The organism is Pseudomonas sp. MF4836 (genome assembly GCF_002018875.1).
GTDB lineage: Bacteria > Pseudomonadota > Gammaproteobacteria > Pseudomonadales > Pseudomonadaceae > Aquipseudomonas.
Map to the genome: position 1 here is coordinate 76,736 of NZ_MVOL01000008.1, position 14,153 is coordinate 90,888.

Below are 14,153 nucleotides of genomic sequence, written 5' to 3' on the forward strand. Positions count from 1 at the left end.
TCGATTCCTCATAAACGAATGGACAGGCCATCGGCCAGGGACTGCCGGTAGGCACGCCAGGCCGGCACGCTGCCCATCAGCAGCGCGGCGATCAGGATACCCCCGAGCAGCGTCCACTCATACTCGCTGGGCCAGGCCAGCGGCAGGTACAGGCCGTAGGTCGACTGCACGTAGCCCTGGGCCACGGCAATGCACAGGTACAGCAGGCCGAGCCCGGCGAGCACCCCGAACAGCGCCAGGGCGAAAGCCTCCAGCACCAGCAAGGTGGCGATATGCCAAGGGCGGGCGCCCACCGAACGCAGGATCGCCATCTCCCGCCGGCGCTCGTTGAGGCTGGTGAGAATCGCGGTAAGCATGCCGATCAAGCCGGTCAGGACCACAAACAGCGAGACCACGAACAGTGCTTTTTCAGCGGTGCCCATCAGGCTCCACAACTCTTGCAGCGCCACGCCGGGGAGGATCGCCAGCATCGGCTCGCCGCGAAATTCATTGATCTCGCGCTGCACGGCAAAGGTCGCGATCTTGCTGTTGAGCCCGAGCATAAAGGCGGTGATGGCTTGCGGCGTGAGGTCCATGTTGCGGGCCTGGTCGGCGCTGATGCGCCCGGCGCCCTGGGCCGGCACGCCGTTGTGCCAGTCGATGTGAATCGCTTCCATGCCACCCAGGCTGATGTGCAGCGTGCGGTCCACCGGGGTGCCGGTGCGCTTGAGGATGCCGACCACGCTGAACGGCTTGTCGTCGTGCTTGACCAGGCTGATGGCCGCCACACCGTGGGCCAGCACCAGTTTGTCCCCCAGTTTGTAATGCAGGGCGTCGGCGACTTCAGCCCCCAGCACCACTTCGAACGGGTCGCTGGCGAAGGCGCGGCCGCTGGCCAGTTGCAACCGCTGCTGATGCCCGTACTGGTAATGCTCGAAGTAGGCCTCGGTGGTGCCCATCACCCGATAGCCGCGGTGGGAGTCGCCCAGGGAAATCGGGATTGCCCACTTCACTTTCGGGCTGTTGGCGAAGTGCTCGAAGCTGTCCCAGCGGATGTTGTTGGTGGCGTTGCCGATGCGGAACACCCAATACAGCAACAGGTTCACCGAACCGGAGCGGGCGCCGACGATCAGGTCGGTGCCGCTGATGGTGCTGGCAAAACTGCTACGGGCTTCGGTGCGCACCCGTTCCACCGCCAGCAGCAGGCACACCGAGAGGGCGATGGCGAAGGCGGTGAGGATCGCGGTAAAGCGGCGGTTAGCCAGGCTGGCCATGGCTAGACGGAACAAATACATCTCAGACCTCTGCGGGCGTGGCGGCGCGATTGAGTTCGGCCAGCGACAGGTTGCGATCGAACAGGGGCGCCAGGCTCTGGTCATGGCTGACAAACAGCAGGCTGGCCCCGGCCTCGCGGCATTCGGCGAACAGCAGGCGGATAAAGGCTTCGCGGGCATCGTAGTCGAGGGCCGAAGTCGGCTCATCGGCGATCACCAGTTCCGGCTGGCCGATCAGCGCGCGCGCCGCGGCCACCCGTTGCTGCTGGCCGATGGACAGCGAGTCGGCGCGGCGATTGAGCAACTCCGGGTCCTTCAGGCCCAGGTGCGCCAGCAGGGTGGCGGCAGCCTGGTCGACGCTGCCATGGCGCTGTGCGGCGCGGCTGGCGCGCAGTTTGGAAAAGTGGCAGGGCAGCTCGACGTTTTCCCGTACCGAGAGGAACGGCAGCAGGTTGAACTGCTGGAAGATGTAGCCGGTGTGATCGACCCGAAAACGGTCGCGGGCGCCGGCCGAGAGTTCGGTCAGTTCCTGGCCCAGCAGGCGGATGCTGCCGTGGTCGGGTTTCTGCACGCCGCCTAGCAGGCCCAGCAGAGTGGTCTTGCCGCTGCCGCTGGGGCCCTTGAGGAACAGGGTTGCGCCGGCTTCCAGGCGAAACGCCGGGATGTCTAGCAACTGCGGATGCCCGGGCCAGCTGAAGCTCAGGTCGGACAGTTCGATAAGTGCTTGGGTCATGGTGGGCCGGTCAAGAAAATGAGTAATGGTGCATGGCCGCCGCCGCAGGTGACGACCTGCGCGGCAGCGGCGGCAACCGTCAGAACTTCAGGCTGGTGGCGGCCTTGGCAGTGGCTTCGACACCTTGCTGGCCCGCGGGCGAGATGAGTTGTACCTGAATTTTCAGGGTGGCGGGGAAGGTCTTGAACACCTGAGTCAAATCAAGATTTTTCAAGGCTTCGGGCTTGGCACAGGTGAACTGGTAATGGGCGTGGATCTCGCTGTGCTCGTGGTGGTGCTCGTGACCATCGGCGTCCTTGGCGTCTTCGTCGTGGTCTTCATCTTCGTCGTGGTCATCGGCATCCGGCTTGTCGCCGAACAGCGGGCTTTCCAGCTCCTGCTTGGCCACGACGCATCCGGCGGCCTTGGGCAGGCTGAACAGCACCAGCGGCTGTTCCAGCTGGGCGCGGGCGGCGGCGACCTTGGCCTTGTCGGCGTCGCTGCTGGCCACATGTTCGAAGCCCACCAGATTCATCGCCGGGCTTTCCAGCTCCAGCTCCAGGGTCTTGCCGTCAAGGGCGGCATTCAGTCGCCCGACCCCATGTTCATGGGCTCCGAGGCTGCCGTGCTCGTGCTCGTGCTCGTGTTCATGGTCGTGGTCATGGACCTCGGCGGCCTGGGCGATGGCCAGCGGCAACAGGGCGAACGGCAAGGCGAGAAGCAGACGGCGCATGGCAAGACTCCGGGCGAAGATGAAATAAATGTTATGTAATCTTATAACGATTGACCGCAGAGTTTGCCCGCCTGCTTGGCGTTGCGCAAGACGCGTGGGAGCATGCTCGTCAGAAATATTCCGGAGCAGAGCAATGTTGCGAATTCGTGGAAGCATCGGCGACTGGCCGGTGGATTTGACCCTGGAGCTGGACGCCGGCGACTGGGCGCAGTTGGGCGCGCAGTTGCAGGCGAGCAAGCCTGAAACCGCAGCCACGCCGGCCAAGCCGGTGAATCAGGATGACGCGCTGTGGCTGATCGCCAAGGATCTGCTGCGCAAGGCCGGGCAGCTCAGTGGCCCGGACCTGCTGGAACAACTCGAAGGCCTGACCGGCAGCGCCGCGGCGGGCAAGCGCCTGTTGGTGCGCCTGCGCCATTGCGCCGAGGTCAAGGTGGTGAGCGGCGCCGATACGCCGCTCTACAGCTGGGTGCAACAGGCTCAGTAGAGGGCGGCGAACAGCTTGCGGCGGTAGGTGGTCACCAGCGGGTGATCGTTGCCCAGCAGTTCGAACACTTGCAGCAAGGTCTTGTGCGGCAGACCTTCGTTGTAGCTGCGGTTACGGATAAACAGCTTGAGCAGGGCGTCCAGCGCGGCGTCGTACTGCTGGCGTGCCAGTTGCTGGATCGCCAGTTGGTAGATGGCCTCATCGTCCTGCGGGTTTTGCGCCAGGCGCGCCTTGAGGTCGGCGGCGTCCGGCAGATCAGCGGCTTGCTTGAGGAAGGTGATCTGGGCCTTGGCCCCGGCCAGCGCGGCTTTGTGCTCATCGCTTTTGACCGCGTCGAGCACGGTCTGGGCTTCGTCCAGTTCGCCGCGCTCGGCCAGGCAGCGGGCATAGAGAATCAGCGCCTTGGCGTTGCTGTTGTCTTCACCAAGCAGGGCCGTGAGGACGGCTTCGGCATCGGCGATCCGGCCTTCGGCAAACAGCGCCTCGGCCTGCTCCAGCGGGTCGGCGGCGGCCGGTGGCGGCATCTGCACATGGGGTTCGAGCATGGCGCGGACCGCGGACTCAGGTTGTGCGCCAGCAAAGCCGTCGACCGGCTGGCCGTCCTTGAACAGCACCACGGTCGGCAGGCTGCGAATGCCGAAGCGGGCGACGATGTCCGGCTCGATATCGCAATTGACCTTGGCCAGCAGCAGTTCGCCCTGATAGCTCTCGGCAATTTGCTGCAGCATGGGCATCAGCGCCTTGCAGGGCGCGCACCATTCGGCCCAGAAATCCACCAGCACCGGCTTGTGGAACGAGTTTTCGATCACCGACTGGTCGAAGTCGGCAGTGCTGGCGTCGAAGATGTACGGCGTGTCCTGGCTCATGGGGAATCTCGAAAAGCGGGAATGGGGCAACTATAAAGGGTGCCGGGGGGTAGCCGGAAGCGTCAGCCGCTACGGCTCGCCGGGGCGCTGTGCGTGATACAGGCTCACATCGCGAAACTCCCAGGGTTCGGCCAGGTCCGGCAGGGTCAGGGCATGCAGCATGCCCAGGCGCTGATAGAGCGGATGCTGGAAATCCTTGACCCGCGAGTCGGCCACCAGCGCCTGGCGGCCACGGCTGAGGAACTGGTCCAGCAGCGGCAGGTTGGCCCGGTCATAGAGCACGTCGGCCACCAGGATCAGGTCGAAACGATCGGCCTCGGCAAAAAAATCCGTGGAGTAGCTCAGTTGCACGTCATTGAGCTCGGCATTGGCCTGGCAGGCGGCGATGGCCAGCGGGTCGAGGTCGCAGGCCACCACTTCCAGCGCGCCAGCCTTGGCGGCGGCAATCCCCGCGACTCCCGAGCCGGCGCCAAAGTCCAGGACCCGCTTGCCTCGCACCCACTGCGGGTGCTCGGCCAGGTAGCGCGCCAGGGCCAGGCCGCTGGCCCAGCAGAAGCTCCAGTACGGCGGCTCGTGGAGAATGCGGCGGGTTTCTTCCGGGGTGAAGGCGCGGTCCATGTTGTCGGCGTCGATCAGCCAGAGTCGCAGCTCGGTCTGCGGCAGCCCGCAGGCCACCAGTTGCGCATCGCCGAGCAGCTCGCTCAGGGCCTGTTGCAGGTCGAGCGGTGGGGTCATGGTGCTTTGACGAACTGCAGCTGGCCCAGGGCCTGGGTGGTGGCCTGCTCGACCCGTCGCGCCGGCAGGTGCAGGATCAGTTGCCCGGATTGGCTGGCGCGGCCACGCAACTCGACCCGCGCACCGGCGGGGAAGGCTTCCGGGTTGAAACGCAGGCGAAACGGCAGGATCTTGCCGGTGCCGATCAGATTGCTGTTGGCCAGCAGGCGCTGCGGCCGCCCGCGCTCGTCGATCACCAGCAGCGCCAGTTCGACTTCCGCGCCGGCCGGCACCCCATCCAGGGTGCCGCTCAGTTCACGCTGATAGGCCGGCAAAGGGCCGAGGTCGGTGGCTTCCTGGGCTTTTTTTACCGTTTGCTGCGAGCTGGGGGCGGGGGCCGCGGGCTTTGGGGTATCGCTGCTGCAGGCGACCAGCAGGCTGAAAAGGCTGAGCAAAACGAGCGGTCGTAACGGCATGTGAAGCTCCAACAGGGCGAAATTCCATGTGCGAAACATAATAGTCGGTCTGTATACCGTAAAGGCTATGGCTTGTCTTGCCAGTGGGATGCGCTACCATGGCCCTCCCATTTTTTGTTGCCTGCCACCATGCACTGTCCCTTCTGCGGTGCCAACGACACCAAGGTCATCGACTCGCGACTGGTCGCCGAAGGCGAGCAGGTCCGCCGCCGGCGTGAATGCCTGGCCTGTGGTGAGCGTTTCACCACCTTCGAAACCGCCGAACTGGTGTTGCCGCGCCTGATCAAGACCGATGGCAGCCGCCAGCCGTTCGACGAAGAAAAACTGCGCGCCGGAATGCAGCGCGCCCTGGAAAAACGCCCGGTCAGTGTCGAACGCCTCGAAGCCGCGCTGGTGCACATCAAGCACAAGCTGCGGGCCACGGGCGAGCGCGAGGTCAAGTCGCTGGTGGTGGGTGAACTGGTGATGGCCGAGTTGCAGAAGCTCGATGAAGTCGCCTATATCCGTTTCGCTTCGGTCTACCGACGCTTCCAGGACCTCAACGAGTTCCGCGAAGAAATCGACCGCCTGGCCCGCGAGCCGGTCAAGGAATGAACACCTCCTCCGAGCAGGCCGTACTCGACGCCCATTACATGGCGCGCGCTCTGGAACTGGCCCGCAAAGGCCACTACAGCACCCACCCCAACCCCCGTGTCGGTTGCGTCATCGTGCGTGACGGGCAGATCGTCGGTGAAGGCTGGCACGAGCGGGCCGGCGAGCCCCATGCCGAAGTGCATGCCTTGCGCGCCGCCGGCGTCAACGCCCGGGGGGCCACGGCCTACGTCACCCTCGAACCCTGCAGCCATTACGGCCGTACCCCGCCGTGCGCCGATGCCCTGGTCGGTGCCGGCGTGGCGCGGGTGGTCGCGGCGATGCAGGACCCCAACCCGGAAGTGGCCGGGCGCGGCATGCAGCGCCTGGCCCAGGCCGGCATCGCCATTGCCAGCGGTGTGCTGGAAGGCGAGGCGCGGGCCCTCAACCAGGGCTTTCTGAAACGCATGGAACAGGGTTTGCCGTTTGTGCGGGTCAAGCTGGCCATGAGCCTGGACGGGCGTACCGCCATGGCCAGTGGCGAGAGCCAGTGGATCACCGGCCCGGCGGCGCGTTCCGCGGTCCAGCGTTTGCGGGCCCAGGCCAGCGTGGTCCTGACCGGCGCCGACACCGTGCTGGCCGACGGCGCGCGGCTGACCGTGCGCGCCGCCGAACTGGGGCTGGACCCGGAGCAGACGGCCCTGGCCATGAGCCGCCCACCGCTGCGGGTATTGATCGATGGCCGCCTGCGGGTGCCGCTGGATGCGCCGTTCTTCAAGGCCGGCCCGGCGCTGGTCGCCACCTGTGTCGCCGTGGAAGAACAGTACGCCAACGGTCCGGAATGCCTGATCGTGCCCGGCGTTGACGGCCAGGTCGACCTGCACCAGTTGCTGCGCCAGCTGGCCGCCCGCGGCGTCAACGAGGTGCTGGTGGAAGCCGGCCCGAGCCTGGCCGGCGCCTTTGCCCAGCAGGGCCTGGTGGATGAGTACCAGATCTTCGTCGCCGGCAAGTTTCTCGGCTCCACGGCCCGGCCGCTGCTCGACTGGCCCCTGGCGCAGATGAGCGAGGCGCCTTTGCTGCAGATCATTGACATGCGCGCTGTCGGCGATGACTGGCGAGTCACTGCCATTCCTCGGCCGGCGACGAGCGTATAATCGCCGGCTTTCGCCGAGCGGCGGACCCGTTCTCGAGGAGGACTCCATGTTTACAGGCATCATCGAATCCATCGGCAGCATCCGTGCATTGACCCCAAAAGGCGGAGATGTGCGGGTCTACGTAGAAACCGGCAAGCTTGACCTGGCCGACGTCAAACTGGGCGACAGCATCGCGGTGAACGGCGTCTGCCTGACCGCCGTGGAATTGCCCGGCAATGGGTTCCTGGCCGATGTCAGTCGCGAAACCCTCGACTGCACCGCCATGAACGACCTCAAGACCGGCAGCCCGGTCAACCTGGAAAAAGCCCTGACCCCGACCACCCGTCTCGGCGGACATCTGGTCAGCGGCCACGTCGACGGTGTCGGCGAAGTGGTTGCCCGCACTGAAAACGCCCGGGCCGTGGAGTTTCGCATCCGCGCTCCCAAGGAATTGGCCAAGTACATCGCGCACAAGGGCTCGATCACCGTCGACGGCACCAGCCTGACCGTGAACGCCGTGGACGGCGCCGAGTTCCTGCTGACGATCATCCCCCACACCCTGAGCGAGACCATCATGGCTTCGTACCAGCCTGGGCGTCGGGTGAACCTGGAAGTCGACCTGCTGGCCCGTTACCTGGAGCGTCTGCTGCTGGGGGACAAGGCCGCGGAGTCGAGCCTTGCTCAAGGCCAGGGCAACATTACCGAAAGCTTTCTGGCCGCCAACGGCTACCTCAAATCCTGACCCAAGGGGGTGCCGCGTGGCGCTCAACAGCATCGAAGAACTGGTTGAAGACATCCGCCAAGGCAAGATGGTCATCCTCATGGATGACGAAGACCGCGAGAACGAAGGCGACCTGATCATGGCTGCCGAGTGCTGCAAGGCCGAACACATCAACTTCATGGCCAAGCACGCCCGTGGCCTGATCTGCATGCCCATGAGCCGCGAGCGCTGCGAACTGCTCAAGCTGCCGTTGATGGCGCCGCGCAACGGCTCCGGGTTCGGCACCAAGTTCACCGTTTCCATCGAGGCCACCGAAGGCGTGACCACCGGCATCTCCGCCGCCGACCGCGCGCGTACCGTGCAGGCCGCTGCCGCCAAGGATGCCAAGGCTGAAGACATCGTCAGCCCCGGCCACATCTTCCCGCTGATGGCCCAGCCGGGCGGCACCCTGGCTCGCGCCGGCCACACCGAAGCTGCCTGCGACCTGGCGCGCATGGCCGGTTTCGAGCCAAGCGGGGTGATCTGCGAAGTGATGAATGACGACGGCACCATGTCCCGTCGCACCGAGCTGGAAGCCTTCGCCGCCGAGCACAACATCAAGATCGGCACCATCGCCGACCTGATTCACTACCGGATGATCCACGAACGTACCGTTCAGCGGATTGCCGAGCAGCCGCTGGACAGCGAACTGGGCCAGTTCAACCTGGTGACCTATCGTGATTCAGTGGAAGGCGACGTGCACATGGCACTGACCCTGGGCGAGATCTGCGCCGAACAACCGACCCTGGTCCGGGTGCACAACATGGACCCGCTGCGCGACCTGCTGATGGTCAAGCAGCCCGGCCGCTGGAGCCTGCGCGCGGCCATGGCCACGGTGGCCGAGGCCGGCAGCGGCGTCGTGCTGCTGCTGGGTCACCCGCTGGATGGCGACGTGCTGCTGGCGCACATCCGCGAAACCGCCGAGCACATTCCGGCGAAAAAACCGACCACCTACAGCATCGTTGGTGCCGGTTCGCAGATCCTGCGGGACCTGGGCGTACGCAAAATGCGCCTGATGAGTGCACCCATGAAGTTTAATGCGATATCCGGTTTCGACCTGGAAGTTGTAGAATACGTGCCCTCCGAATAAAGGCTGGTCGTTTCCGGCTTGAAATTCGCGGTTCAAATATCACTGAAGGGCGCGCACCGAGCGCGCTCTGGCTCTTTAAGAGATTTGTCGAATGACCCTGAAGACCATCGAAGGTACCTTCATCGCCCCTAAAGGCCGCTACGCCCTGGTGGTCGGCCGCTTCAACAGCTTCGTCGTTGAAAGCCTGGTCAGCGGTGCCGTTGACGCCCTGGTTCGCCACGGTGTGAGCGAAAGCGACATCACCATCATCCGCGCACCTGGCGCCTTCGAGATTCCGCTGGTTGCGCAGAAAGTCGCGCAGCAAAGCGAATACGCGGCAATCATCGCCCTGGGCGCGGTCATTCGTGGCGGCACTCCGCACTTCGAATACGTGGCTGGCGAATGCACCAAGGGCCTGGCCCAGGTGTCCATGGAGTTCGGCGTACCGGTTGCGTTCGGCGTGCTGACCGTTGACTCCATCGAACAAGCCATCGAGCGTTCCGGCACCAAGGCCGGCAACAAAGGTGCTGAAGCTGCCCTGTCCGCCCTGGAAATGGTCAGCCTGCTGGCGCAGTTGGAGGCCAAGTGATTAGCGACGAAAGCGATCGTTTCAACCCGCGCGATCCCAAGCCTGCGGACGCTGGCAAGCCATCCAAGAGCGCCAAGCGCCGCGAAGCCCGTCAGCTCGCGACTCAGGCGCTGTACCAATGGCACATGGCCAAGCACTCGCTGAACGAGATCGAAGCGCAGTTTCGGGTCGACAACGATTTCACCGACATCGACGGTGCCTACTTCCGCGAGATCCTTCACGGAGTTCCAGCCCACAAGGGTGAGATCGACAGCGCTCTCGTGCCTTGCCTGGACATCACCATCGACGAGTTGGACCCGGTCGAGCTGGCGGTCCTGCGCCTCTCCACCTGGGAACTGCTCAAGCGCGTCGACGTGCCATACCGCGTTGTGATCAACGAAGGTATCGAGCTGGCCAAGGTTTTCGGTTCCACCGACGGCCACAAGTTCGTCAACGGCGTACTCGACAAACTGGCCCCACGCTTGCGTGAAGCTGAAGTGAAGGCGTTCAAGCGCTGATTCGCGCTTGCAGCTGCCATGGGCGAGTTTGAGCTGATCCGTAACTTCTTCGCTGCCGCGCCTTGTGCGCAGGGCGGCGAGGGCGTTGCACTGGGGATCGGCGACGACTGCGCCTTGCTGGCCGTGCCGTTTGGCGAGCAGTTGGCAGTGTCCACCGATACCCTGGTGGCCGGCGTGCATTTTGCCGACCCCTGTGATCCCTTTCTGCTCGGCCAGCGTTCGCTGGCGGTGGCAGTCAGCGACCTGGCAGCCATGGGCGCCAGTCCCCTCGCATTTACCCTTGCCCTGACACTGCCGACGGTCGAAGCCGATTGGCTGCAACGCTATGCCCGTGGCTTGAATGCCATGGCGCAGAGCTGTGGGGTGCAGTTGGTGGGCGGCGACACCACCCGCGGACCGCTGGCGCTGACCCTGACCGTCTTCGGCCGCGTGCCGGTCGGCCAGGCCCTGACTCGCAGCGGCGCGCAACCCGGCGACCTGCTGTGCGTCGGCGGCGAGTTGGGGAATGCCGCCGGGGCCTTGCCCCTGGTGCTGGGCCAGCGCAGCGCCGAACCGGCCATCGCCGAACCGCTGCTGGCTCACTACTGGTCGCCGCAACCGCAACTGGCCCTGGGCCAGGCATTGCGGGGCAAGGCCAGCGCGGCGTTGGATATTTCCGATGGGCTGTTGGCCGATTGCGGGCACATCGCCCTGGCTTCAGCTGTCGGCTTGCTGATCGAAAGTGAAAAGCTGCCGATGTCCCGGGCATTGCTGGGCTTTCTCGGTGAGAATGCCGCCCGGGTTGCCGCCCTCAGTGGCGGTGACGATTATGTGCTGGCGTTCACTCTGCCCCCTGCCGAGCTGCCGCCGTTGCTGGCTGACGGCTGGCCGGTGCACGTGGTCGGCCGGGTCGTGGCCGGGCAGGGCGTGACCCTGCTGGATGCCGCCGGCCAAGACATCACCCCGGGCGTCCGGGGTTATCAACATTTTCGGGAGACACCGTGACAGATCATCCCAAGCAGGTTCCGGCCGAGTTCGTGCCGCCATCGGTATGGCGCAATCCTTGGCACTTCCTGGCTTTCGGCTTTGGTTCGGGAACCTTGCCCAAGGCTCCCGGCACCTGGGGCTCGCTGGTTGCGCTACCGTTTATCCCGTTGTGGCAGATGCTGCCGGACTGGGGCTACTGGCTGATGCTCGGCATCACCATGCTGTTCGGCTTCTGGCTGTGTGGCAAAGTGGCCGACGATCTGCGGGTACACGACCACGAAGGCATCGTCTGGGACGAAATGGTCGGCATGTGGATCACCCTGTGGCTGGTACCCGAAGGCTGGTACTGGCTGCTGGCGGGGTTCCTGATGTTCCGCTTCTTTGACATCCTCAAGCCCTGGCCGATTCGCTGGATCGACCGGCATGTGCACGGCGGCGTCGGCATCATGCTTGATGACGTGTTGGCTGGGGTCTTCGCCTGGCTGGCGATGCAAGGACTGGTGTGGTGCTTCACTTGAGGGATTAAGGCATGGCTTCTAGCCGCTGGCTGGTGGTTTTACTCTGTCTCTGGACCTGCGGGGTTCGGGCCGTGGAGCCGTCGCCGGTTCTCACCGAGATCCATCTGGCCAGCGAAGAGTGGAACGATTACACCGAAGCCGATGGCCGGGGCATGGCCTGGGATATCCTGCGGGAGGTGTTCCAGGCCGAAGGGGTCAAGCTCGAGATCCACAGCGTGCCGTACATGCGCTCGGTGGGGCTGGTGCAGCGGGCCGAGGTGGACGCCCAGGTCGGCTCCTACAAAGGCGAGGCGCCGGGGGTGATCTACCCCCGCTGGCATTACGACACCGATCACATCTATGCCTTGGGGCTGGCCGCCAATCCGGAACCGACCCTGGCGACCCTGGGCAGCTATCGGCTGGTCTGGGTCCGTGGCTACAAGTACCAGGAGTACTTGCCGAATGTGCAGCGTTTCAACGAGATTCGCCGCCGTATCGGCATCCTGCCCATGCTCAGCTACAGCCGCGCCGACTACTACATCGATGCCCTGACCGAGGTCGATTATGTCCTCAGCCAGGCCAAGGACCCGTCGTTGTTCAAACGTTCGCACCTGGCCGAACTGCCGTTGTACCTGGGGTTCGCCAACAGCGAGCGGGGCCGTGCCTTGAGTGAGATGTTCGATCGGCGCATGGAAGAATTGGTCAAGAACGGCCGCCTGCGCGCGATTTTCGAGCGCTGGAAGCAACCGTATCCGTTCGACGCGAACCTCGATGCGATTGCCCGCTGATCAAACTTCTTGATCTTTATCACCGATAATTCAGCCTAAGCGTCTGCCGAAAGCTGCTGTTACAATGCCGCCTCTGCGAATCTCCAGTCCCCATCCAGATCAGGAGCACAACGGTGCCCGTCGTTTTTGTCGCCGCTTCCAAGCTGCCAACCCCGTTTGCGCAATTCACCATGCACGGTTTTCTCGATGAAGCCACCGGTCGCGAGCACGTCGTGCTCAGCCTGGGCGACATTGCCGATGGCGCCCCGGTCCTCGGACGCCTGCACTCCGAATGCCTGACCGGTGATGCCCTGTTCAGCCAGCGCTGTGACTGCGGCTCGCAATTGGAAGCCGCGTTGCAGGCGATCGCTCGCGAAGGCCGTGGCGTCCTGTTGTACCTGCGTCAGGAAGGCCGTGGCATTGGCTTGCTGAACAAGATCCGCGCCTACGAGCTGCAAGACGGCGGCGCCGACACCGTTGAAGCCAACGAGCGCCTGGGTTTTGCCGCTGATCAGCGTGACTACGCCATTTGCCTGCCGATGCTCGAGCACCTGGGGGTCAAGTCCCTGCGCCTGATGACCAACAACCCACGCAAGGTCAAAGCCTTGACCGAGATGGGCATCCAGGTGGCCGAGCGCGTGCCGCTGCACACCGGGCACAACCCGCACAACAAACTGTACCTGGCGACCAAGGCCAGCAAGCTCGACCACATGATGGGCAACGAGCACCAGAGCGAGGCGGATCCGGCGTGACCCGGGGCCAAGTTCGGCGGCGCCTGGCGGTCAGTTGGTGGCAGTACCTGGCCCTGGCCCTGTTGCCGTTGTTTGTGATCAACGCGGTGTTTGGCCAGAGCGAGGCGATTTTGCCGGTGCTGGCGATGCCGTTCTTTATCGCCGGCGTGGCCTCGATGTTTGTCAGCCTGCGCTTCTTCAATGGCTACAAGCGCGCCTTGATCGCCACCCAGAAAGCCCTCGATACCCCTGAAGAACCGGCTGCCTGGCTCACCCTGGCAGCCCGCCGCCGCGTGGCCTTCCTGGTGGCGGCGTTGCCGGCCTGGATCGGTGCCCTGGCGGTCTTTGTCGGCCTGGAAGCCGTGCCGCTGATGCTGCTGGCCCTGTCCACGGCGGTGCTGTTCTACCTCTACCGTATTCCTCGCCAGCTCGGCTGATGCGCTGCTGGCTGGCTGTCCTGTGGCTGCTGGCCAGCGGCTCGACGCTGGCGGTGGAGCGGGTCGTCAGCCTGGCGCCATCGCTCTCGGAAATTGTCGTCGAGCTGGGCGCCGCCGATTTGCTGGTGGGGGTGCTGGATGCCGGCGAGCGTCCACCGGCGTTGCAGCATCTGCCGTCGGTGGGCCGTTATGGCCAGCTCGACATGGAGCGCCTGCTCAGCCTCAAGCCGGACTTGCTGCTGCTCTGGCCCGGCAGTGTCGGCCCGGCGCAGCGCGACCAGCTGGCGCGCCTGGGCATTCCCACGTATGTTGCCGAGCCCCATGATTTCCAACAGCTGATTGCGCAGATCGCCGAGATCGGCGAGCGCCTCGGCCGCCCCCAGGCCGGGCGCGAGCGGGCGGCGCAGTTGAGTGCGCAACTGGCCGGGTTGCGCCGGCGTTATCACCGGGAGCAGCCGCTGCCGGTGTTCTATCAGGTCTGGGACCAGCCGCTGTACACCGTGGGCGGCCAGCAGATCATCAGCGACGCCATGAGCGTGTGCGGGGCGCGCAATGTGTTTGCCGACCTGCCGCTGCCGGCACCGCAAGTCAGCATCGAGTCAGTGTTGCAGCGCAATCCGCAGGCGATCCTGGCCACCACGCAGAGCCAGCTGGACAGCTGGAAGGCCTGGCCACAGATCGCCGCCGTGGCCCAGGGCCGTCTGTTGTTGGTGCTGGACAAGGGCCTGGAGCGGCCAAGTGGACAGATGCTGGCGGCGACCGGCAGGCTATGCGAGCTGATCGCTCCGGAACGTTGAGGGCTTTTTGTTGTGGCGAGGGAGTTTGCTGCCGCTGGGCCGGGCTGGCGTTCCGGCGCGAAGCGGCCCCAAACCTGGCACTGTGATGTGTCCGGCTTGGGA

19 protein-coding genes are annotated in these 14,153 nt (G+C 64.8%); 13 read left to right on the forward strand and 6 right to left on the reverse strand.

What is annotated here, in order from left to right:
• Positions 1-8: 8 nt before the first annotated feature.
• The 3 genes from MF4836_RS19240 to MF4836_RS19250 all read right to left on the reverse strand — a co-directional run bounded on the left by MF4836_RS19240 (position 9) and on the right by MF4836_RS19250 (position 2,698).
• A complete protein-coding gene (locus MF4836_RS19240) occupies positions 9-1,274 on the reverse strand; it encodes an ABC transporter permease (protein ID WP_078471593.1) in 1,266 nt (421 codons plus the stop codon).
• Between the two features lies 1 nt (position 1,275).
• Positions 1,276-1,986 (reverse strand): ABC transporter ATP-binding protein, encoded by a 711-nt coding sequence (locus MF4836_RS19245; RefSeq protein ID WP_078471594.1) that lies wholly within the window; start codon positions 1,984-1,986, stop codon positions 1,276-1,278.
• Positions 1,987-2,065: 79 nt separating this feature from the next.
• A complete protein-coding gene (locus tag MF4836_RS19250; protein ID WP_078471595.1) occupies positions 2,066-2,698 on the reverse strand; it encodes a DUF2796 domain-containing protein in 633 nt (210 codons plus the stop codon).
• Positions 2,699-2,831: 133 nt separating this feature from the next.
• Here MF4836_RS19250 and MF4836_RS19255 point away from each other — a divergent pair, with 133 nt between their 5' ends.
• Positions 2,832-3,182 carry a hypothetical protein gene (locus MF4836_RS19255; RefSeq protein ID WP_078471596.1) on the forward strand — a complete coding sequence of 117 codons (351 nt, stop codon included), beginning with the start codon at positions 2,832-2,834 and terminating at the stop codon, positions 3,180-3,182.
• On the opposite strand, the gene trxA is transcribed toward MF4836_RS19255, so the two are convergent.
• From trxA to MF4836_RS19270, 3 genes are all read right to left on the reverse strand, one after another.
• On the reverse strand, positions 3,176-4,048 hold the full coding sequence (trxA, locus tag MF4836_RS19260) for a thioredoxin (protein WP_078471597.1): 873 nt from the start codon (positions 4,046-4,048) through the stop codon (positions 3,176-3,178). The two genes, MF4836_RS19255 and trxA, sit on opposite strands and share 7 nt — an antisense overlap.
• A 69-nt stretch (positions 4,049-4,117) precedes the next feature.
• Positions 4,118-4,783 carry a class I SAM-dependent methyltransferase gene (locus MF4836_RS19265; protein ID WP_078471598.1) on the reverse strand — a complete coding sequence of 222 codons (666 nt, stop codon included), beginning with the start codon at positions 4,781-4,783 and terminating at the stop codon, positions 4,118-4,120.
• Positions 4,780-5,238, reverse strand: a complete 459-nt coding sequence (locus MF4836_RS19270; RefSeq protein WP_078471599.1) for a hypothetical protein — start codon at positions 5,236-5,238, stop codon at positions 4,780-4,782. Before MF4836_RS19270 ends, MF4836_RS19265 begins: the two co-directional genes overlap by 4 nt.
• 129 nt (positions 5,239-5,367) lie before the next feature.
• Between MF4836_RS19270 and nrdR the strand changes: the two genes are divergently transcribed.
• From nrdR to MF4836_RS19330, 12 genes are all read left to right on the forward strand, one after another.
• Positions 5,368-5,832, forward strand: a complete 465-nt coding sequence (nrdR, locus tag MF4836_RS19275) for a transcriptional regulator NrdR (RefSeq protein ID WP_013694316.1) — start codon at positions 5,368-5,370, stop codon at positions 5,830-5,832.
• Positions 5,829-6,962: a bifunctional diaminohydroxyphosphoribosylaminopyrimidine deaminase/5-amino-6-(5-phosphoribosylamino)uracil reductase RibD gene (gene ribD, locus MF4836_RS19280; RefSeq protein WP_078471600.1), complete on the forward strand. Its 1,134-nt coding sequence runs from the start codon at positions 5,829-5,831 to the stop codon at positions 6,960-6,962. The genes nrdR and ribD overlap by 4 nt, the downstream gene beginning before the upstream one ends.
• Before the next feature lie 46 nt (positions 6,963-7,008).
• The gene (locus MF4836_RS19285; protein WP_020295213.1) at positions 7,009-7,683 is read left to right on the forward strand and encodes a riboflavin synthase; all 675 of its coding nucleotides are present in this window, start codon (positions 7,009-7,011) and stop codon (positions 7,681-7,683) included.
• 16 nt (positions 7,684-7,699) lie between these two features.
• Complete coding sequence (gene ribBA / locus MF4836_RS19290) at positions 7,700-8,791, forward strand: bifunctional 3,4-dihydroxy-2-butanone-4-phosphate synthase/GTP cyclohydrolase II (RefSeq protein ID WP_020295214.1); 1,092 nt, start codon at positions 7,700-7,702, stop codon at positions 8,789-8,791.
• Positions 8,792-8,882: 91 nt separating this feature from the next.
• The gene (gene ribH, locus MF4836_RS19295; protein ID WP_028944446.1) at positions 8,883-9,359 is read left to right on the forward strand and encodes a 6,7-dimethyl-8-ribityllumazine synthase; all 477 of its coding nucleotides are present in this window, start codon (positions 8,883-8,885) and stop codon (positions 9,357-9,359) included.
• The gene (gene nusB, locus MF4836_RS19300; protein WP_020295216.1) at positions 9,356-9,856 is read left to right on the forward strand and encodes a transcription antitermination factor NusB; all 501 of its coding nucleotides are present in this window, start codon (positions 9,356-9,358) and stop codon (positions 9,854-9,856) included. Before ribH ends, nusB begins: the two co-directional genes overlap by 4 nt.
• 18 nt (positions 9,857-9,874) lie before the next feature.
• Positions 9,875-10,840, forward strand: coding sequence for a thiamine-phosphate kinase (gene thiL / locus MF4836_RS19305; RefSeq protein WP_078471601.1), 966 nt, complete (start codon positions 9,875-9,877; stop codon positions 10,838-10,840).
• Positions 10,837-11,340 carry a phosphatidylglycerophosphatase A family protein gene (locus tag MF4836_RS19310; RefSeq protein ID WP_078471602.1) on the forward strand — a complete coding sequence of 168 codons (504 nt, stop codon included), beginning with the start codon at positions 10,837-10,839 and terminating at the stop codon, positions 11,338-11,340. The genes thiL and MF4836_RS19310 overlap by 4 nt, the downstream gene beginning before the upstream one ends.
• Before the next feature lie 11 nt (positions 11,341-11,351).
• Complete coding sequence (locus MF4836_RS19315; protein ID WP_078471603.1) at positions 11,352-12,107, forward strand: substrate-binding periplasmic protein; 756 nt, start codon at positions 11,352-11,354, stop codon at positions 12,105-12,107.
• A 113-nt stretch (positions 12,108-12,220) separates the two neighbouring features.
• Positions 12,221-12,838 carry a GTP cyclohydrolase II gene (gene ribA, locus MF4836_RS19320; RefSeq protein ID WP_020295220.1) on the forward strand — a complete coding sequence of 206 codons (618 nt, stop codon included), beginning with the start codon at positions 12,221-12,223 and terminating at the stop codon, positions 12,836-12,838.
• Entirely contained in the window at positions 12,835-13,254 is a 420-nt protein-coding gene (locus tag MF4836_RS19325; protein ID WP_078471604.1) for an MFS transporter, read from the forward strand. Before ribA ends, MF4836_RS19325 begins: the two co-directional genes overlap by 4 nt.
• Positions 13,254-14,051 (forward strand): cobalamin-binding protein, encoded by a 798-nt coding sequence (locus MF4836_RS19330; RefSeq protein ID WP_078471605.1) that lies wholly within the window; start codon positions 13,254-13,256, stop codon positions 14,049-14,051. Before MF4836_RS19325 ends, MF4836_RS19330 begins: the two co-directional genes overlap by 1 nt.
• Positions 14,052-14,153 lie beyond the last annotated feature (102 nt).